The organism is Brachybacterium sp. GCM10030267 (assembly GCF_042666875.1).
In the GTDB taxonomy this organism is placed as follows: Bacteria; Actinomycetota; Actinomycetes; order Actinomycetales; family Dermabacteraceae; genus Brachybacterium.
In genome coordinates, this window is record NZ_JBHTCX010000012.1 from 583,677 (window position 1) to 598,847 (window position 15,171).

10 protein-coding genes are annotated in these 15,171 nt (G+C 72.4%); 6 read left to right on the forward strand and 4 right to left on the reverse strand.

Features of this window, described 5'->3' with window-relative positions:
• Positions 1-245: 245 nt before the first annotated feature.
• The gene (locus ACFQS2_RS13730; RefSeq protein WP_377794092.1) at positions 246-3,584 is read right to left on the reverse strand and encodes an Rne/Rng family ribonuclease; all 3,339 of its coding nucleotides are present in this window, start codon (positions 3,582-3,584) and stop codon (positions 246-248) included.
• A 241-nt stretch (positions 3,585-3,825) separates the two neighbouring features.
• Positions 3,826-5,112 carry an MFS transporter gene (locus ACFQS2_RS13735; RefSeq protein WP_377794093.1) on the reverse strand — a complete coding sequence of 429 codons (1,287 nt, stop codon included), beginning with the start codon at positions 5,110-5,112 and terminating at the stop codon, positions 3,826-3,828.
• 158 nt (positions 5,113-5,270) lie between these two features.
• On the opposite strand from ACFQS2_RS13735, the gene ACFQS2_RS13740 reads away from it, so the two are divergent.
• The 6 genes from ACFQS2_RS13740 (at position 5,271) to ACFQS2_RS13765 (ending at position 13,426) form a co-directional block, all read left to right on the forward strand.
• The gene (locus ACFQS2_RS13740) at positions 5,271-5,849 is read left to right on the forward strand and encodes a TetR/AcrR family transcriptional regulator (protein ID WP_377794094.1); all 579 of its coding nucleotides are present in this window, start codon (positions 5,271-5,273) and stop codon (positions 5,847-5,849) included.
• Positions 5,850-5,966: 117 nt separating this feature from the next.
• Positions 5,967-7,523, forward strand: a complete 1,557-nt coding sequence (locus tag ACFQS2_RS13745) for a cytochrome ubiquinol oxidase subunit I (protein WP_377016516.1) — start codon at positions 5,967-5,969, stop codon at positions 7,521-7,523.
• Between the two features lie 15 nt (positions 7,524-7,538).
• Complete coding sequence (cydB, locus tag ACFQS2_RS13750; RefSeq protein WP_377794095.1) at positions 7,539-8,627, forward strand: cytochrome d ubiquinol oxidase subunit II; 1,089 nt, start codon at positions 7,539-7,541, stop codon at positions 8,625-8,627.
• Positions 8,617-10,434: a thiol reductant ABC exporter subunit CydD gene (gene cydD / locus ACFQS2_RS13755; protein ID WP_377794096.1), complete on the forward strand. Its 1,818-nt coding sequence runs from the start codon at positions 8,617-8,619 to the stop codon at positions 10,432-10,434. The genes cydB and cydD overlap by 11 nt, the downstream gene beginning before the upstream one ends.
• Positions 10,431-12,275: an amino acid ABC transporter ATP-binding/permease protein gene (locus ACFQS2_RS13760; RefSeq protein ID WP_377794097.1), complete on the forward strand. Its 1,845-nt coding sequence runs from the start codon at positions 10,431-10,433 to the stop codon at positions 12,273-12,275. Before cydD ends, ACFQS2_RS13760 begins: the two co-directional genes overlap by 4 nt.
• A complete protein-coding gene (locus ACFQS2_RS13765) occupies positions 12,272-13,426 on the forward strand; it encodes a sensor histidine kinase (RefSeq protein WP_377794098.1) in 1,155 nt (384 codons plus the stop codon). The genes ACFQS2_RS13760 and ACFQS2_RS13765 overlap by 4 nt, the downstream gene beginning before the upstream one ends.
• Positions 13,427-13,544: 118 nt before the next feature.
• On the opposite strand, the gene ACFQS2_RS13770 is transcribed toward ACFQS2_RS13765, so the two are convergent.
• Both ACFQS2_RS13770 and mutM read right to left on the reverse strand, forming a co-directional pair.
• Entirely contained in the window at positions 13,545-14,135 is a 591-nt protein-coding gene (locus tag ACFQS2_RS13770) for a response regulator (RefSeq protein ID WP_377017260.1), read from the reverse strand.
• 68 nt (positions 14,136-14,203) lie between these two features.
• Positions 14,204-15,169, reverse strand: a complete 966-nt coding sequence (gene mutM / locus ACFQS2_RS13775) for a bifunctional DNA-formamidopyrimidine glycosylase/DNA-(apurinic or apyrimidinic site) lyase (protein WP_377794099.1) — start codon at positions 15,167-15,169, stop codon at positions 14,204-14,206.
• Positions 15,170-15,171 lie beyond the last annotated feature (2 nt).

Below are 15,171 nucleotides of genomic sequence, written 5' to 3' on the forward strand. Positions count from 1 at the left end.
GTGCTCCTGCTCGGCGGGGCCGCGGACCTGCGACCGTCAACCGGCCCTGCACGCCCTGGGGAGAGGTGCAGGCGGGAGATGCGGTCGCGCGGTGTCCACCGGGAAAACGACTGGACGCGTTTTGCGCCGAAGAACAGCTTACGATCCCCGGAACCCCGGGTCAACCATCGGAGGCGGTCCGACCTGCGAGAACGCCGTCACACCGTGTGCAACTCGTCACGCCGGTCGCGCCCGCCCTCTCCGGTTCAGGACTGCGGCGGGGCGTCCTGCTCCCACGCGTCGCCGGTCTCCCCGGCTGCAGCTTCCGACTGCTGATCGACCGCGGGCTGCTCGGCCACCGGCTGCTCGTCAGCGGACTGCTCGGCCACCGGCTGCTCGTCAGCGGACTGCTCGCCCGCCGGCTGCTCGTCAGCGGACTGCTCGCCCGCCGGCTGTTCGGCCGCCGGGCCCGCGTCGTGTGCGGCCGGCTCATGAGCCTCAGGCTCCGCCGACCGCTCAGGTGTCTGCTCTGCAGGCTGCTCCGTCGATTCCTCGGCCGACGGGTCCGCCGGCTCGCCGGCCGACGGCTGTGCCGCGGCGTCGCCGGCCGATGGGTCCGCCTGGGCGTCCGCGTGCCGCAGCTCCGGGAGGGTCGCCGGTTCCGCGGCCTGCGGATCCCGGGTGTCGTCCACCGCGATGACCTGACCGTCGACGGTGACCTCCGGGTGCGAGTGGGCACCGGAGGCCGCGGCGATCGAGGCGATCGTGGCGCGGGCGAGGGCGCGGCTGTCCGCGTCGTCCTCGAGCCGGTGGACGTCGGGCTGCGGCTCCTCCGCGGGCGCCTCCTCGGCGGCGGAGTCGTCCTTGCCGCCGCCTCGCGAGCGACGGCTGCGGCGCTTGGCGGACTTCGAGGACTCGTCCCCGCCGGAGCCGCCGTTGCCGTTCTTGCCGTTCCCGTTGCCGCCGTTCCCGTTGCCGTTGCCGGCGTGCTGGTGAGGCTGACCGTCGAGGTCGACGACGATGCCGCGGCCGTTGCAGTGCTCGCAGGTCGCGGAGAAGGTCTCGACCAGTCCCTGGCCCACCCGCTTGCGCGTCATCTGGACCAGGCCCAGCGAGGTGACCTCGGCGACCTGGTGCTTGGTCCGGTCCCGGCCGAGGCATTCCACGAGGCGGCGCAGCACCAGGTCGCGGTTGGACTCGAGCACCATGTCGATGAAGTCGATGACGATGATGCCGCCGATGTCGCGCAGCCGCAGCTGGCGCACGATCTCCTCGGCCGCCTCCAGGTTGTTCTTGGTGACGGTCTCCTCGAGGGTGCCGCCGGAACCGGTGAACTTGCCGGTGTTGACGTCGACCACCGTCATCGCCTCGGTGCGGTCGATGACCAGCGAGCCGCCGGAGGGCAGGTAGACCTTGCGGTCCATGGCCTTCAGCAGCTGCTCGTCGATCCGGTGCTTGGCGAAGACGTCCTTGTCGCCGACGTGCTTGGTCAGGCGCTCGAGCAGATCCGGAGCGACGTCCGAGACGTACTGGTGGACCTCGTCGTAGACCTTGCCGCCCTCGACGATCAGCGAGGTGAAGTCCTCGTTGAAGACGTCGCGGACCACCTTGATGGCGATATCGGGCTCCTGCGAGAGGGCCACCGGCGCGGACTTCGACTTCTGCGCCTTCTGGATCTTCTCCCACTGGGCACGCAGCCGCGCGACGTCGTTGGTCAGCTCCTCCTCGCTCGCGCCCTCGGCGGCGGTGCGCACGATGACGCCCGCGTCCTCGGGGATGAGCTGGCGCATGAGCTTCTTCAGTCGCGAGCGCTCGGTGTCGGGCAGCTTGCGGGAGATGCCGGTCATCGACCCGCCGGGCACGAACACGAGGTAGCGGCCGGGCAGCGAGATCTGGCTGGTCAGGCGAGCACCCTTGTGCCCGATGGGGTCTTTGGTGACCTGGACCAGCACGGGGTCGCCGCTCTTGAGGGCGAGCTCGATCCGGCGCGGTTGGCCCTCGAGGCCGACGGCGTCCCAGTTGACCTCGCCGGCGTACAGCACGGCGTTGCGGCCCTTGCCGATGTCGACGAAGGCGGCCTCCATCGAGGGCAGCACGTTCTGGACCTTGCCCAGGTACACGTTGCCGACCATCGAGGTCTGCGCCTTCTGGGCGACGTAGTGCTCGACGAGGACGTCATCCTCGAGGACGGCGATCTGCGTGCGTCCGCCGCGCTCGCGCACGACCATGGACCGCTTGACGGACTCACGGCGTGCGAGGAACTCGGCTTCGGTGATGACGTTGCGCTTGCGGCCGTTGTCGCGGCCCTCGCGGCGCCGCTGGCGCTTGGCCTCGAGCCGGGTCGAGCCCTTGACGGCCTTGACCTCGTCGCGGGCCTCGCGGACCTTGACGACCGTGTTGGGCGGATCATCGGTCGACGTGGACTCGTCCCCGTTGCTTCCCGAGCGGCGACGACGACGCCGGCGGCGCGAGCTGGAGGATCCCGAGGAACCGCCCTCGGCGCTCTCGTCGCTCTTGGCGTCCTTGCCCTCGGACGGCTCGCCGCGCTCGTCCTGCGAGGAGTCGTCGTCCTGGTCGTCCCGGTCGTCCTGCTCGTCCGAGCCGTTCTCCTCGTCCCCGCGGCCACGGCCCCGCCGGCCACGACCGCCGCGGCGGCGACGGCGACGGGAGCCGTTCGAGCCGCCGGTGCTGCGCTCGGAGTCCTCATCGGAGTCGTCCTCGGAGGCCGTGTCCTCGGTGCTGTCCTCGGCGGAGGCGGAGTCGTCGGATCCGCTGTCGCGGCGGGAGGAGCGGCGCGACCGGCCGCGGCGCGAGCGCGAGCGCCCGCCCTGCTCGTCGTCGGAGGTCGCGGGCCGTTCGTCGCGGCGGCGGGTCTCGTCCGTCCCCTCCGTCTCGTCGCTCTCGTCCTCGTCCGCTCCGGCGTCGAAGGAGACGTCCGCACCGCCGACGGGGGCGTCGTGCGGGCCGACCGTCGTGCGCGGCGGCGTCGGCGCCTGGAACAGGAGCGAGGCGAAGTCCATCTGGACCTGTTCGCGCCGGCGGGACCGGTCGTCGCCGGCGTCCTCGGTCTCGTCGCCGGAGCCGCCGCGAGCGTCGGCGAGGGCTCGCAGGTCATCGACGACAGGGTTGTCGTCCTCGTCGCCGGACCCGCCGTCCCTGTCGTGGGACCCCGCGTCGCTGGAGCCGGCAGCGGCCGGTGCTGCGGTCGAGCCAGGCTCGGCCGTGCTGTTCGAGCCCGTCACGTCCTCGGTCTCGACGTCCTCCGTGACGATGTCCTCGGTCTCGGGCTCGACGAGGGGCTCCTCCCCCACCAGCTCCTCGACGACGGGCTCCGGGGCGGGCGGGATCACGGGGGCGCCGGCAGGGGCGCCCGCTCGGCGGCGGGGGCGCTTCGTGGGGGCCGGGGCGGTCTCGATCGGGGACTCGCTCTGCTGTGCGACGACCGTGCGCGGCGCGGCAGGCCCCGTCTCCTCGGAGACCTCCGGTCCCGAGACGGGCTCGGGAGCACCCGCGGGGGCTCCGGCCCGGCGGCGACGCCGCGACGTGGGAGGCGTGGTCGTCTCCTCCGACGAGTCGGATTCTGGATTATGGGTGCTGTCAGCCATACGGCCGTCTCCTTCTGAAGGAACCAGCGCACCCTGGCTCCCCGTGGTCATCGTCCCTGAGGACGGAAGTCTCTAGCCCTCGCCGTCGCGCAGCTTCCCGATGGAAGCGCTGCGATGCCGATCGCGGGAGCACGGCGGTCGCGGTACAACGCGTAACCGGTGCTCCGACGTGACGACGCCGGGAGGTTCCCCCACCCGGTGCGGAGCAGGAGAGTGCCTGCGTCAGTATGGCACAGGCCTTTCACGCGACCGATCCCGACATGCTCGTGCTCACCCCGTCGTCATGCCGGATCCGGCGGTGCAGCGTGGGCACGATCGCCGCCAGGCCGAGCCCTCCGGCGACCAGGAACGTCGTCATCTCCGACGTGACTCCGAGCAGGGCCCCCAGCAGCAGGGAGCCTGCCGCCTGGCCCAGGGCGAGCGCGATGAAGAGCACGACCGTTCCCTCCGCGGCGAATTCTGGACGGGCCCTCCCGGCCCAGACGATGAGGACGCCGCTCAGCGCCGTATAGCCCGCGCCGAACAGGCACATCGACAGGTGAGCGGCCCACGACGCTCCGGGAGCGACGCCCAGCAGAACGGTGGCGCCGGCCATGGCAGCAGCGGTGAGGGTCCAGGCGGTCCGCAGGCTCCAGGCCTGGACGAGCTTGGCGGCGATCGCACCGACCATGCCGAGCACACCCAGCACCATCCAGGCCAGCAGCGAGTAGAGCGGCTGATCCGGGCGGGCATCGGCCATCACCGAACGCCCGAAGGTCCAGATGGCGGCGCTCGACGCGCCGGCCAGCAGAGCAGCCACCACGGGGATGACCAGCGGCGCCATGAGGGCACGGAGCCCTGCGCGACTGCTCGGCGCGGCGTCGCCCGCGGACCGCCCAGGCCCCGAGGCAGCCCCTGGACCGGCGGGCGGTCCGGAGCTGACAGGCGATCCGGAGCTGGCGGGCGGCCCGGACCGGATGAGCGATCCGCCGCCGGCGGACGAGCCGGCACCGGCGGCGACGGCATCGGCCCTCAAGGTGGCCAGCGCGGCCACTGCCGCTGTCACCGCGATCACCGCCCAGGCGATCCGCCAGTGCCCGATGGCGAGCAGGCTCAGCGCCGCCGCGGCGACCAGGCCGGCGCCGGTGCCGGAGTTGACGACCGTCTGCGCGCTCTCACGTCGGGCGCCGACGAGGTGGCGCTCGATGAGGGTGACCAGGCCAGGCGTCGCGAACCCGGCGCCGGCCCCGGCGAGGACGACGCCCGGGGCGAGGACCGCGGCATGGGGCGCGAGCGCCACGCCGAGCGAGCCCGCCGCGGCCGTGCCTCCTGCCAGCGCCACGAATGCTCGCGGGCCGGCGTCGACGCGCGCCGCGATCGCCGCTGCGAGGCAGTAGGACAGGAAGCTGCCGGCCTGGATCGCACCCGAGACGGCCGGGACCATCGCGAACTCCTCGGTGAACTGTGGCAGGAACAGCCCGTACCCGAACCGGGCGAGGCCGTAGGTCGCCGCGATCAGTGCCATCCCGCTGAGGACCAGATCTCGCATCGGCGCTCTCCTTCTTTCCGACGGGCTGGGCGGCCGAACCGGCCGTCGGGCTGGGACGCCCGGGCTCGTCCACCCGGGCTCGGGCACGGCCGCAACTAGAACGCTCGTTACAGTACACCAGAATAGTGGTTCACTGAAACGGTCGTTACAGTGGAGTGATGGCCCCCTCCCAGCGCCCCTCCGCACGCGACCGGTTGCTCCGGGCGGCCGAGAGCGTGCTGTTCTCCCGCGGCATCCGCGCCACGCCGGTCGACGATCTGCTGCGGGAGGCGGACGTCTCCGCTGCCACCCTGTACGCGCAGTTCGGGAGCAAGGACGGGCTCCTGGCCGAAGCCCTCCGCCGCCGCCTGGCGGACTGGCAGACGATCTGGGACCGCCACGTGGTCGAGGCCGGAGACGACACCGCGCGGCTGCTCGCCCTGTTCGACGCGCTGGAGGCCTACCGTGTCGGCACGCATCCCCCGGCGCGCTGGTGCGCCTTCCTGACCACCGCGACCGAGTTCCCGGACCCGGACGGCCCGGTCGGTGAGGTCCTCGCCGCGGACAGCGAGCTGCTCGACCGGCGCCTGCTGCATCTGTCCCGTCCGCTCGCCGGCGACCATGCGCAGGAGCTCGCCGATGAGGTGGCTCTCGCCTACGACGGCACGCTGGCCGCCTTCCTCCGGGGACGGCCCGCCTCGGCGATCGACGTGGGGCGTCGGCTGGCCCGCGCCGCGATCTCGGCGCACCGCGCCTGACCCGGCTCCGGCGTCGCTCCCCCGAGGGGACCATGGTCCCCGGATCAGGGCCTCGCGCGGCCGTAGATTCGAGCCAGCGCGCCACCTCCATGGCGTGCCGGACTCCCGGGAGGATTCATGGAAGCCCTCGATCTTGCGCGGTGGCAGTTCGGCATCACCACCGTGTACCACTTCATCTTCGTGCCGCTGTCGATCGGCCTCTCGCTCCTGGTCGCCATCATGCAGACGCTGGCGATGCGCGCGAAGGACCCGGTGCGCACCGATGCCTGGACCCGCATGACGAAGTTCTTCGGCTCGATGCTGATCGTGAACTTCGGCATCGGCATCGCCACGGGCATCGTCCAGGAGTTCCAGTTCGGCATGAACTGGTCGGAGTACGCGCGCTACGTCGGGGACGTATTCGGGGCGCCGCTCGCCCTCGAGGGGCTCGCGGCCTTCTTCCTGGAGTCGGTGTTCCTGGGCCTGTGGATCTTCGGCTGGGGCAAGCTGCCCGAGAAGATCCACCTGCTGACGATCTGGGCGGTGGCCATGGGCTCCATGGCCTCGGCCTACTTCATCATCGCCGCGAACTCGTTCATGCAGCACCCGGTGGGAGCCGCGGTGAACCCCGAGACCGGACGCGCCGAGCTCGACCCGTCCCAGGGCTCGATCTTCGCGGTGCTGACAAACATCACCACGCTGGCCGCGTTCCCCCACGTCATCGCCGGCGCATGGCTGGTCGCGGCCGCGTTCGTGACCGGTGTGGCCTCCTGGCACATGGTCCGTCACCACCGCGCGGCCCGCGAGGCCGGCCTGGAGACCGTCGAGGGCCGCGACCACGACACGGTGGCCCGAGACCTCTACCGGCCGACCCTGCGCCTGGGCGTGGTGGCGATGGTGATCGCCGGGGTGGCGCTCGCGATCACCGGCGATCTGCAGGCGCAGATCATGTTCAAGCAGCAGCCGATGAAGATGGCCTCCGCCGAGGCGCTGTGCGAGACCCAGGAGGGCGCGCCCTTCTCCATCCTCACCATCGGCGGCCCCGACGCCTTCGACCAGGACTGCTCCAGCGTCACCCACCTGATCGAGATCCCCTACCTCACCTCCTTCCTGGCCACCCACACCTTCGACGCCGAGCTGCAGGGCGTGGACGACCTCAACGCCCAGTACCAGGAGGAGTTCGGCGAATCCGTCACCGACATCCAGGGCAACGTGCAGCAGGCCGACTACCGACCGAACCTGTTCGTGACCTACTGGTCCTTCCGCCTGATGATCGGCCTGGCCGTGTTCAGCGCGGTGATGGCGCTGTGGGCGCTGTGGATCACGCGGGGTCGGGGCGCGACGGCCCGCACCTCCGGCTCGCGGCTGTTCCAGTGGTTCGGCGTGCTGTCGATCCCGATGCCCTTCTTCGCCAACGCGGCGGGCTGGGTGTTCACCGAGATGGGCCGCCAGCCGTGGGTGGTCCACCCCAACCCCGATGATCCGACGGTGCGGCTGATGACCATGCAGGGTGTCTCCAGCCATCCCTCGTGGATGGTGCTCACCTCGCTGGTCGCCTTCACCCTCATCTACGGCGTGCTCGCCGTGGTCTGGTTCCAGCTGATGCGCAAGGTCGCCCTCAAGGGCGCGGCCCTGCCCCAGCGTGATGCCGAGACCGACGAGCTCGACACACCCGCCCTCTCCTTCGACTACTGAGAAGGGACGAGACTCATGGACGTCACGCTCGCGCCCACAGCTCTGCAGACCCTCTGGTTCTGCCTGATCGCCTTTTTCTTCCTCGGATACTTCGTGCTGGAGGGCTTCGACTTCGGGGTCCAGATGAACGTCGCCACGTTCTGGCGGCGCGGTGCCGGAACCCGGGGCACGATCCTGAAGACCGTCGGCCCCGTGTGGGACGGCAACGAGGTCTGGCTGATCACCGGCGGCGCGCTGATCTTCGCCGCCTTCCCCGAGTGGTACGCCACCCTCTTCTCCGGCTTCTACCTGGCGCTGCTGGCCCTGCTGCTGGTGCTCATCGCCCGCGTGTGCGCTTTCAAATGGCGCGATAAGGCCGACGGTGCCGCGTGGAAGCGTTCGTGGGACCTCGTCCACGTCATCGGCGGTTTCGCGCCCGCGCTGCTGTGGGGCATCGCCTTCGGCAACATCGTCGCAGGCGTGGCGATCGACGAGAACTCGTGGATGACCACCAGCCTGCTGGGCCTGCTGAACCCCTTCGCCCTGCTCGGCGGGCTGGTGTTCGTGCTCCTGTTCTGGTTGCACGGGACCCTGTACCTCGCCCTGAAGGTCGAGGGCCGGCTGCGGGAGGATGCCAACCACCTCGCCGGGCTCCTGGTGTGGCCGACGATCCTCGCCGCGGCGGTGTTCCTGCTGTGGTTCCAGCTGGCCCACTCGAACACCGCGGTCACCTGGATCTCGCTGGCGCTCGCGGCCGCGGCCCTGCTCGCGGTGGTCCCCCTGAACCGTGCCCGCCGGGAGCGTCTGGCCTTCGCCGCCACGACCACCGCTATCGCGCTGGCCACGATCTCTCTGTTCGCGGGCCTGTTCCCGTATGTCCTGCCCTCCACCGGGGACCCGGCCAACGCCCTGACCGTGGCGAACGCCTCCTCCTCCGCCCACAGCCTCACCGTGATGCTGGTGGCGCTGGCGGTGCTCCTGCCCGTCGTCATCGCCTACACGATCTGGACCTATCGGGTCTTCCGTCATCGCCTCAGCGATGAGGACGGTCCCGCGCCCGGCACGGAGCTGCTCGAGAAGGCCGCCAGGCGCTACCGGGAAGCCTTCGACCAGGATGTCGGCTGAGACGGCGAGGGCAGACTTGACTGCGGCGGGAGCGACGGAAGCGACGTCGAGCGAGTCGGCGCCGGCCGGGCCCGCACCGGCTCGACCCCGCCTCCGCTCGCGCGCTCCCCTGGACCCGCGACTGCTGCGAGAGGTCGCCTCGGCGCGCCGCCATGTGGTCCGCACGGTGGCGCTGGGCCTGGTCCAGTCCGCCTGCGTCATCGTCACGGCGCTGGTGATCGCCCGGCTGGGCGCGCAGCTGCTGAGCGAGGGCAGAGTCCCCCAGCAGGCGCCGGACCTGCTTTGCGTTCTGGTGGCGGCGCTGGCGATACGCGCCGGGGCCGTGCTCTCCCAGCAGCGCACCGCCCACCGGGCCGCCACCGGCGCGATCAGCGAGCTGCGCGGCCGGATCCTCGCCCACGCCGCGCGCCTGGGCCCTCGCGGCGTGGCCGGCCGCGGCGCCGACGTCACAGCGCTGGCCACGACCGGCGTCGAGAAGCTGCGCCCCTACCTCGTCGGATACGTGCCGCAGCTGATGCTCACGGCGACCGTCACGCCGCTGTGCCTGGTCACGGTGGCCGTGCTCGATCCGCTCAGCGCCGTCATCGCCGCGGTGACGCTGCCGTTGGTGCCGATCTTCATGATCCTGGTCGGCAAGCTCACCGTCGGCCGGTCCGAGAAGCTGCTGGCGGACATGCGCTCGCTGTGGAGCCAGCTGCTCGATCTCGTGGACGGGCTGCCCACCCTGCGGGCGCTCGGCCGGGAGCGCGGCCCGGAGAAAGTGGTCCGTGAGCTGGGCGAGCGCCACCGCGCCTCGGCGATGGGGGCGCTGCGATACGCGTTCCTGTCCTCGATGGTGCTCGAGCTGCTGGCCACCCTGTGCGTCGCCCTGATCGCCGTGAGCATCGGCATGAGGCTGGTCGCCGGCGACATGGACCTCGCCCCGGCCCTGGCGGTGCTGGTCCTCGCCCCGGAGATCTACCTGCCGCTGCGCAACGTCGGCGCCCAGTACCACGCCTCCACCGACGGGCTCGCCGCGGTCTCCGCCGCCTTCGAGGTCCTCGACGAGCAGTCTCCGCCCGCCGGGGACGTCCCGGCCCCGGATCTGCGCACCGCGACGCTCGCGCTGCGCGGGGTCTCGGTGCGATCGCGCGACGGGTACGCCCCGCACCGCGCCGACGTCGAGGTGCCTCCCGGGCGGGTCCTCGCGATCACGGGCGGCTCGGGGTCGGGCAAGACCACGGCCGTCCACGTCCTGCTGGGGCTGCTGGCTCCCGATGAGGGCCGGGCCGTGGTGATCGCTGCCGACGGGACGGCCACCGACGTGGCGGACCTGGACCGGCGGAGCCTCTGGGACCAGGTGGCTCTCCTCCCCCAGCGTCCTGTGCTGCCGGCCGGGACGCTCCGCTCGGTGCTGGCCTCTGCCCGGCCGGACGCGGCCGATGATGACCTGGACCGGACGGCCACGGCCACCGGCCTGGACGCCGTGGCCGCCGAGCGCGGCTGGGAGGCGGACCTGGGCCGCGCGGGCCGGGGGATCTCCCTCGGCGAGCGCCAGCGGCTCGCTCTGGCCCGGGCGATGCTCTCCCCCGCCCCGCTGGTGATCCTGGATGAGCCGACGGCCCACCTCGACGGCGCCACCGAGCACGTGGTCCTCGATCTGATCCGCGCCCTGCGCGAGCAGGGCCGCACCGTCGTCGTGATCGCTCATCGTTCACGTCTCGTCGAGCTCGCGGACGATGCGGTCAGTGTGTCGGCCCTGCGGACGGAGCCTCTCCCCGCGGACACCGTCGGAGCAGCAGACCCTGGCGGGGAGGCAGCCCGATGAGCGCCACGCCCCTCCGCCGCGCCGAGCGCATGCTCGAGATCCCCACCGGCCGCCTGCTGGCCGCACTTGCCGCCGCCTGCGCCACCCTGGGGTCGGCCTTCGCCCTCGCCGCCGTCTCCGCCTATCTGGTCACGCGGGCGTGGACCATGCCGCCGGTGCTCGATCTGACCGTCGCCGTGGTGATGGTCAGAGCGCTCGGGGTGGCACGCGGTGTGTTCCGCTGGCTGGAGCGGATGCTCACCCACGACGTCGCCCTGCGCGGCGTCGTCTCCCTGCGCACGAACCTGTTCACCGCGCTCGCCGCCCGCACCGACGACGCTCTCACCCGCCTCCGCCGCGGGGACCTGCTCGCACGCCTGGGGGACGACGCCCAGGAGCTCGGCGATCACGTCATCACCGCGATCGTGCCCTCTCTCGTGGCGGCGGTCATGGCCGTCGTGGTGCTGGCGACGATCACGCCGCTGTCCCCTCTCGCGGGGATCGCGATGCTGCTGGCCCTGGCACTGGCCAGCGTGCTGGCACCGCTGATGGCCTATCGGGCCGCGCTGCTGACCGAGCAGGCCGTTGTCACCACTCGCTCCGGTGTCACCGCCGGTGCGGTGGAGATCCTCGACGATGCCACCTCGCTCCGCCTGGACGGCCGCCTCGGGGCCGCTCTCGAGGAGCTGCGGTCCCGGCAGGAGGAGCACGATGCTGCGATCGACCGGGCCGCTCTGCCCTCGGCCGTCGCCTCGGCCGCGGTACCGCTGGCCATGATCCTCGCGGTGACGGGCTCGCTGCTCGCCGCCGGAGCCGCGTGGACCGACGGCGGGGCCTCCGCCGGTCAGGTCGGTGTGCTCCTGCTGCTGCCGCTGTCCTCCTTCGAGGCGGCCACCGCCCTGCCGGCCGCAGCCTCGCAGTACGCCCGCTCGCGAGCCGCCGCGGCGCGACTCGCCGAACTGACCGACGGCCCGGCGACGCCTGCAGGGACGCCGCCCCGCGACGACCGCCGCGGGTCCGGCTCCGATTCCGACTCCGACGGCGAGCGAGCGCCCGCCGCCACGCCCGCGCGGTCCGCGCAGTCCGCTCCCTCCGCACAGTCCGCCTCGTCTGCACCGTCCGCACAGGCCACCTCGTCTGCGCCGTCCCTACAGGCCGCGCCTGCCGGTGGGTCCGGACACCTGCAGGCTGTCGGCCTCACTGCCGGATGGACCGCTGACGCTCCCAGAGTCGCTGATCTCGACCTGGATCTGCCGCCGGGGTCGCGTCTGGCGGTGGTCGGCGCCTCCGGCAGCGGCAAGTCGACCCTGCTGGCGACTCTCGCCGGTCTGCTCGATCCACTGGCGGGCCGCGTCGAACTCGACGGCCGCGACCTCGCGGCGCTGCCCGCCCCCGAGGTGCGCTCCGCGGTCACCATGTTCGCCGAGGACGCGCACGTCTTCGCCACCACGGTGCGGGAGAACCTCCGCGTGGTGCGCGGCGACCTGGACGACGGGACGGCTCTGGCCGCACTGGACGCCGTCGGCCTCGACGACTGGCTCGCGACCCTCCCCCGCGGCCTGGACACTCCCATCGGGCCGGACGGGACCACCGTCTCCGGCGGCGAGCGGCGCCGGCTGCTGCTCGCCCGCGCGGTGGTCCGTCGCGGCCCGGTGCTGCTCCTGGACGAACCGACCGAGCACCTCGAGACCGCCCGCGGCGACGCCCTGCTGCGCGCCCTCCTCGACCCGGCCGACGAGACCCTCGTCCCCGCAAGCAGTACCGTCGTCGTGGTCACCCACCGGATCGAGGCGGTCCCCGCCGCCACGCCGGTGCTCCGGATCGGTGACCACGCCCGGGCCTGCTTCGAGGAGCACCGATGACATCGCCGACCCCGCCATCCCGGCCCGACCGGCCCCGTATGCAAGCTTTGGCGGAGGCCGTGCTCGCCGGCGGCGACACCGAGGATCTGCTGGATCTGCTCGTCCATACCGCCCGTACCGACCTCGGCGCGCGCAGTGCCGCGCTGGCCCTCCCGTGGCGGCCGGGAGCGTGGGCCTACGAGATCGTCGACGGCCCGGATGGCGCGGAGCTGCTCGGCCGGCCGCTGGAGCCCGACTCCCCGGAACAGCGCGGCCTCGAGAGTGCGGACGTCGAGGCGCTCGAGAGCATCGCCACGCTGCGCATCGGTGACCAGGAGCGCCCCGCGCTGCTGGCCGCCGTCGACGCCGCCGAGCACGGCATGGGCTACCTCGCCGTACTGCGCGGGGCCACCACCGCCGCGTCGCAGGACGTGCCGGACGAGTTCACCCTCGCCGATCGGGAACGGCTGGACGCCCTGGCCGGCCTGCTCGCCCTGACGCTGCGCTGGCCCTCACTGCGCTCCACGGTGGAGATCGACGACGAGCGCAGCCGGATCGCCCGCGATCTGCATGATCTCGCGATCCAGGAACTGTTCGCCGTGGGGATGGAACTGGAGAGCCTGACCGACGCCCTGGCCGCTCCCGGGGAGCCGCCCTCGAACACGCGGATCCGTTCCTCGGTCGCCGCCTCGGTGCACGGGGTCGAGAACGCGGTCGCTCAGATCCGACAGATCGTGCAGTCACTGCGCCGCGAGCGCCCGGAGGCGACGCTGACCGAACAGCTGCGCCACGAGGTCGGCCTGGCCACCGCCGGTCTCGGCTTCGTCCCCGCGCTGCGCCTGCCACCGCACCCGGCCAAGATGGAGGCCGAGCTGCCCGCCGAGATCGCCGAGGACGTGGTCGCGGTGGTCCGCGAGGGCCTCGCCAATGCCGCCCGCCACGCGCATGCCAGCGCCGTGGCGGTCTCGGTCAGCCTCACCTCCGAGGGTGTGGACCGAGTCGTCCAGGTCAACATCTCGGACAACGGGCGCGGGATCGACCCCTCGGTGCAGCGGCGCAGCGGGCTGGCGAACATGTCCAGCCGCGCGCGTCGGCACTCCGGATGGGTGGACGCCATCAACCTCGAGCCCGGCACGATGATCTCCTGGCGGGTGACGCTGCCGCCGGCGTGATCGGTCCCAGCAGCCGCGTCCATGTCTCCAACGGGTGCGGCGACCATGTCTCCAGCGGGTGCGGTGACGTCGCCAGCGGTGTGATTCCGTCGCCAGCAGCCGTCACTGCTTCCAACCGTCACTGCTTCCAGCCGGCGCGCCGACGGGCGGCGACCATCGCCGCGACCTGCGTGCGGCGCTGCATGCCCAAGGTCGCGAGGATGACCGTGATGCGGTTCTTGACCGTCTTCTCGGCGATGCCCAGTTCGTCAGCGATCTCCCGGTTGGAGTGACCGTCGCCGATCAGGTCGACGATCCGGCGGTCGGAATCGGACAGCTGCGGCGTCTCCTCGGCGCGATCGGCCGGCCAGGCCGGCTTCCCCGAACAGATGGTGCGGATCGCCTCGATGATCTCGTGGGATCGGGCGGACTTCAGGATCAGCCCGTCGGCACCGACCGCGCGGGACTCGCGCACCGCGGCGTCGTCGTCGAAGCTGGTCAGCACGAGCATGCGCTGGGCGGGGTCGGCCCGGCGCGCAGCGCGCATGACGTCGATGCCGGTGCCGTCAGGAAGCTGGAGGTCCACCACCAGCACATCGGGCCGAATCGCGGGCAGCCGACGGGCCGCCTCCGCCACGGAGGCGGCCTCACCGACCACGCCGAGGCCGTGACCGGCGTCGATGACGGTGGCGATGCCGCGGCGGACGACCTCGTGATCGTCGACCAGCATCACCCGGATGATGTCCTCCGGCGGCTCGTCCTCCAGGTGCTCACCGCCGGCACTCTCGTCGTCCGATGTCATCTGACCTGGTCCTTCCTCGCCCGGGGCAGGGGACGCTGGCAGCGGGGGCAGTAGAAGCTGCTGCGGGCCTGATGGACGGCGCGACGGATGAGCGTCCCGCATCGCGGGCAGGGCTCCCCGTCCTTGCCGTACGCGGCGAGCGACCTCGCGAAGTACCCGCTGCGACCGTCGACGTTGACGTAGAGCGCGTCGAAGCTGGTCCCACCGGCACCCAGTGCCTGTTCCATGACGGCGCCGGCTTCCCGCAGGATCGACAGCGCGCGACGCTGCGTGAGGGCGTTGCCGGGGGTGTCGTAGCGGGTGCGGGCCGCCCACAGCGCCTCGTCGGCGTAGATGTTCCCGATGCCGCTGACGACGTCCTGCGCCAGCAGCAGGGACTTCACGGGGGCGCGCCGGGAGCGCAGAGTGCGGGCGATGGCGGGCAGGTCTGCCGCCGGGTCCAGCAGGTCGCGGGCGATGCCGGCCGCGTCGTCGGGGAGCAGCTCGTCGGGGCTGCCGAGGCCGGCGACGGCGCCGTCGGCCGCCGGCTGGAGAGGGCTGGTCCACAGGCCGCCGAAGATGCGCTGGTCGACCATGTCGATCACGGTGCCGTCGTCCAGATGCAGGCTCGCCCGGCGGTGGCGGAGCGGGTCGGGGGCAGGACCCTCGGACGGCGGCAGGAGGGCGGTCGGTGCCGGGTCGGGGGTGCGCACGCGCAGCTGGCCGCTCATGCCCAGGTGGCCCATGAGCGCCTCCCCGGTGTCCTGGCCGTCCGGGTCGGCCAGGCGCCACCACAGGAACTTCCCGCGACGCACCACGGCGGTCAGGCGAGAGCCCACCAGGGCCGCGGCCAGGCGGTCCGCTCCCCCGCTCTGACGGCGGATGATCCGCGGATCGACCACCCCGACCTCGTCGACGACGCGGCCGACGGTGCGGGGCTCGAGGCCGCGACGCACCACTTCGACCTCGGGAAGTTCCGGCACGC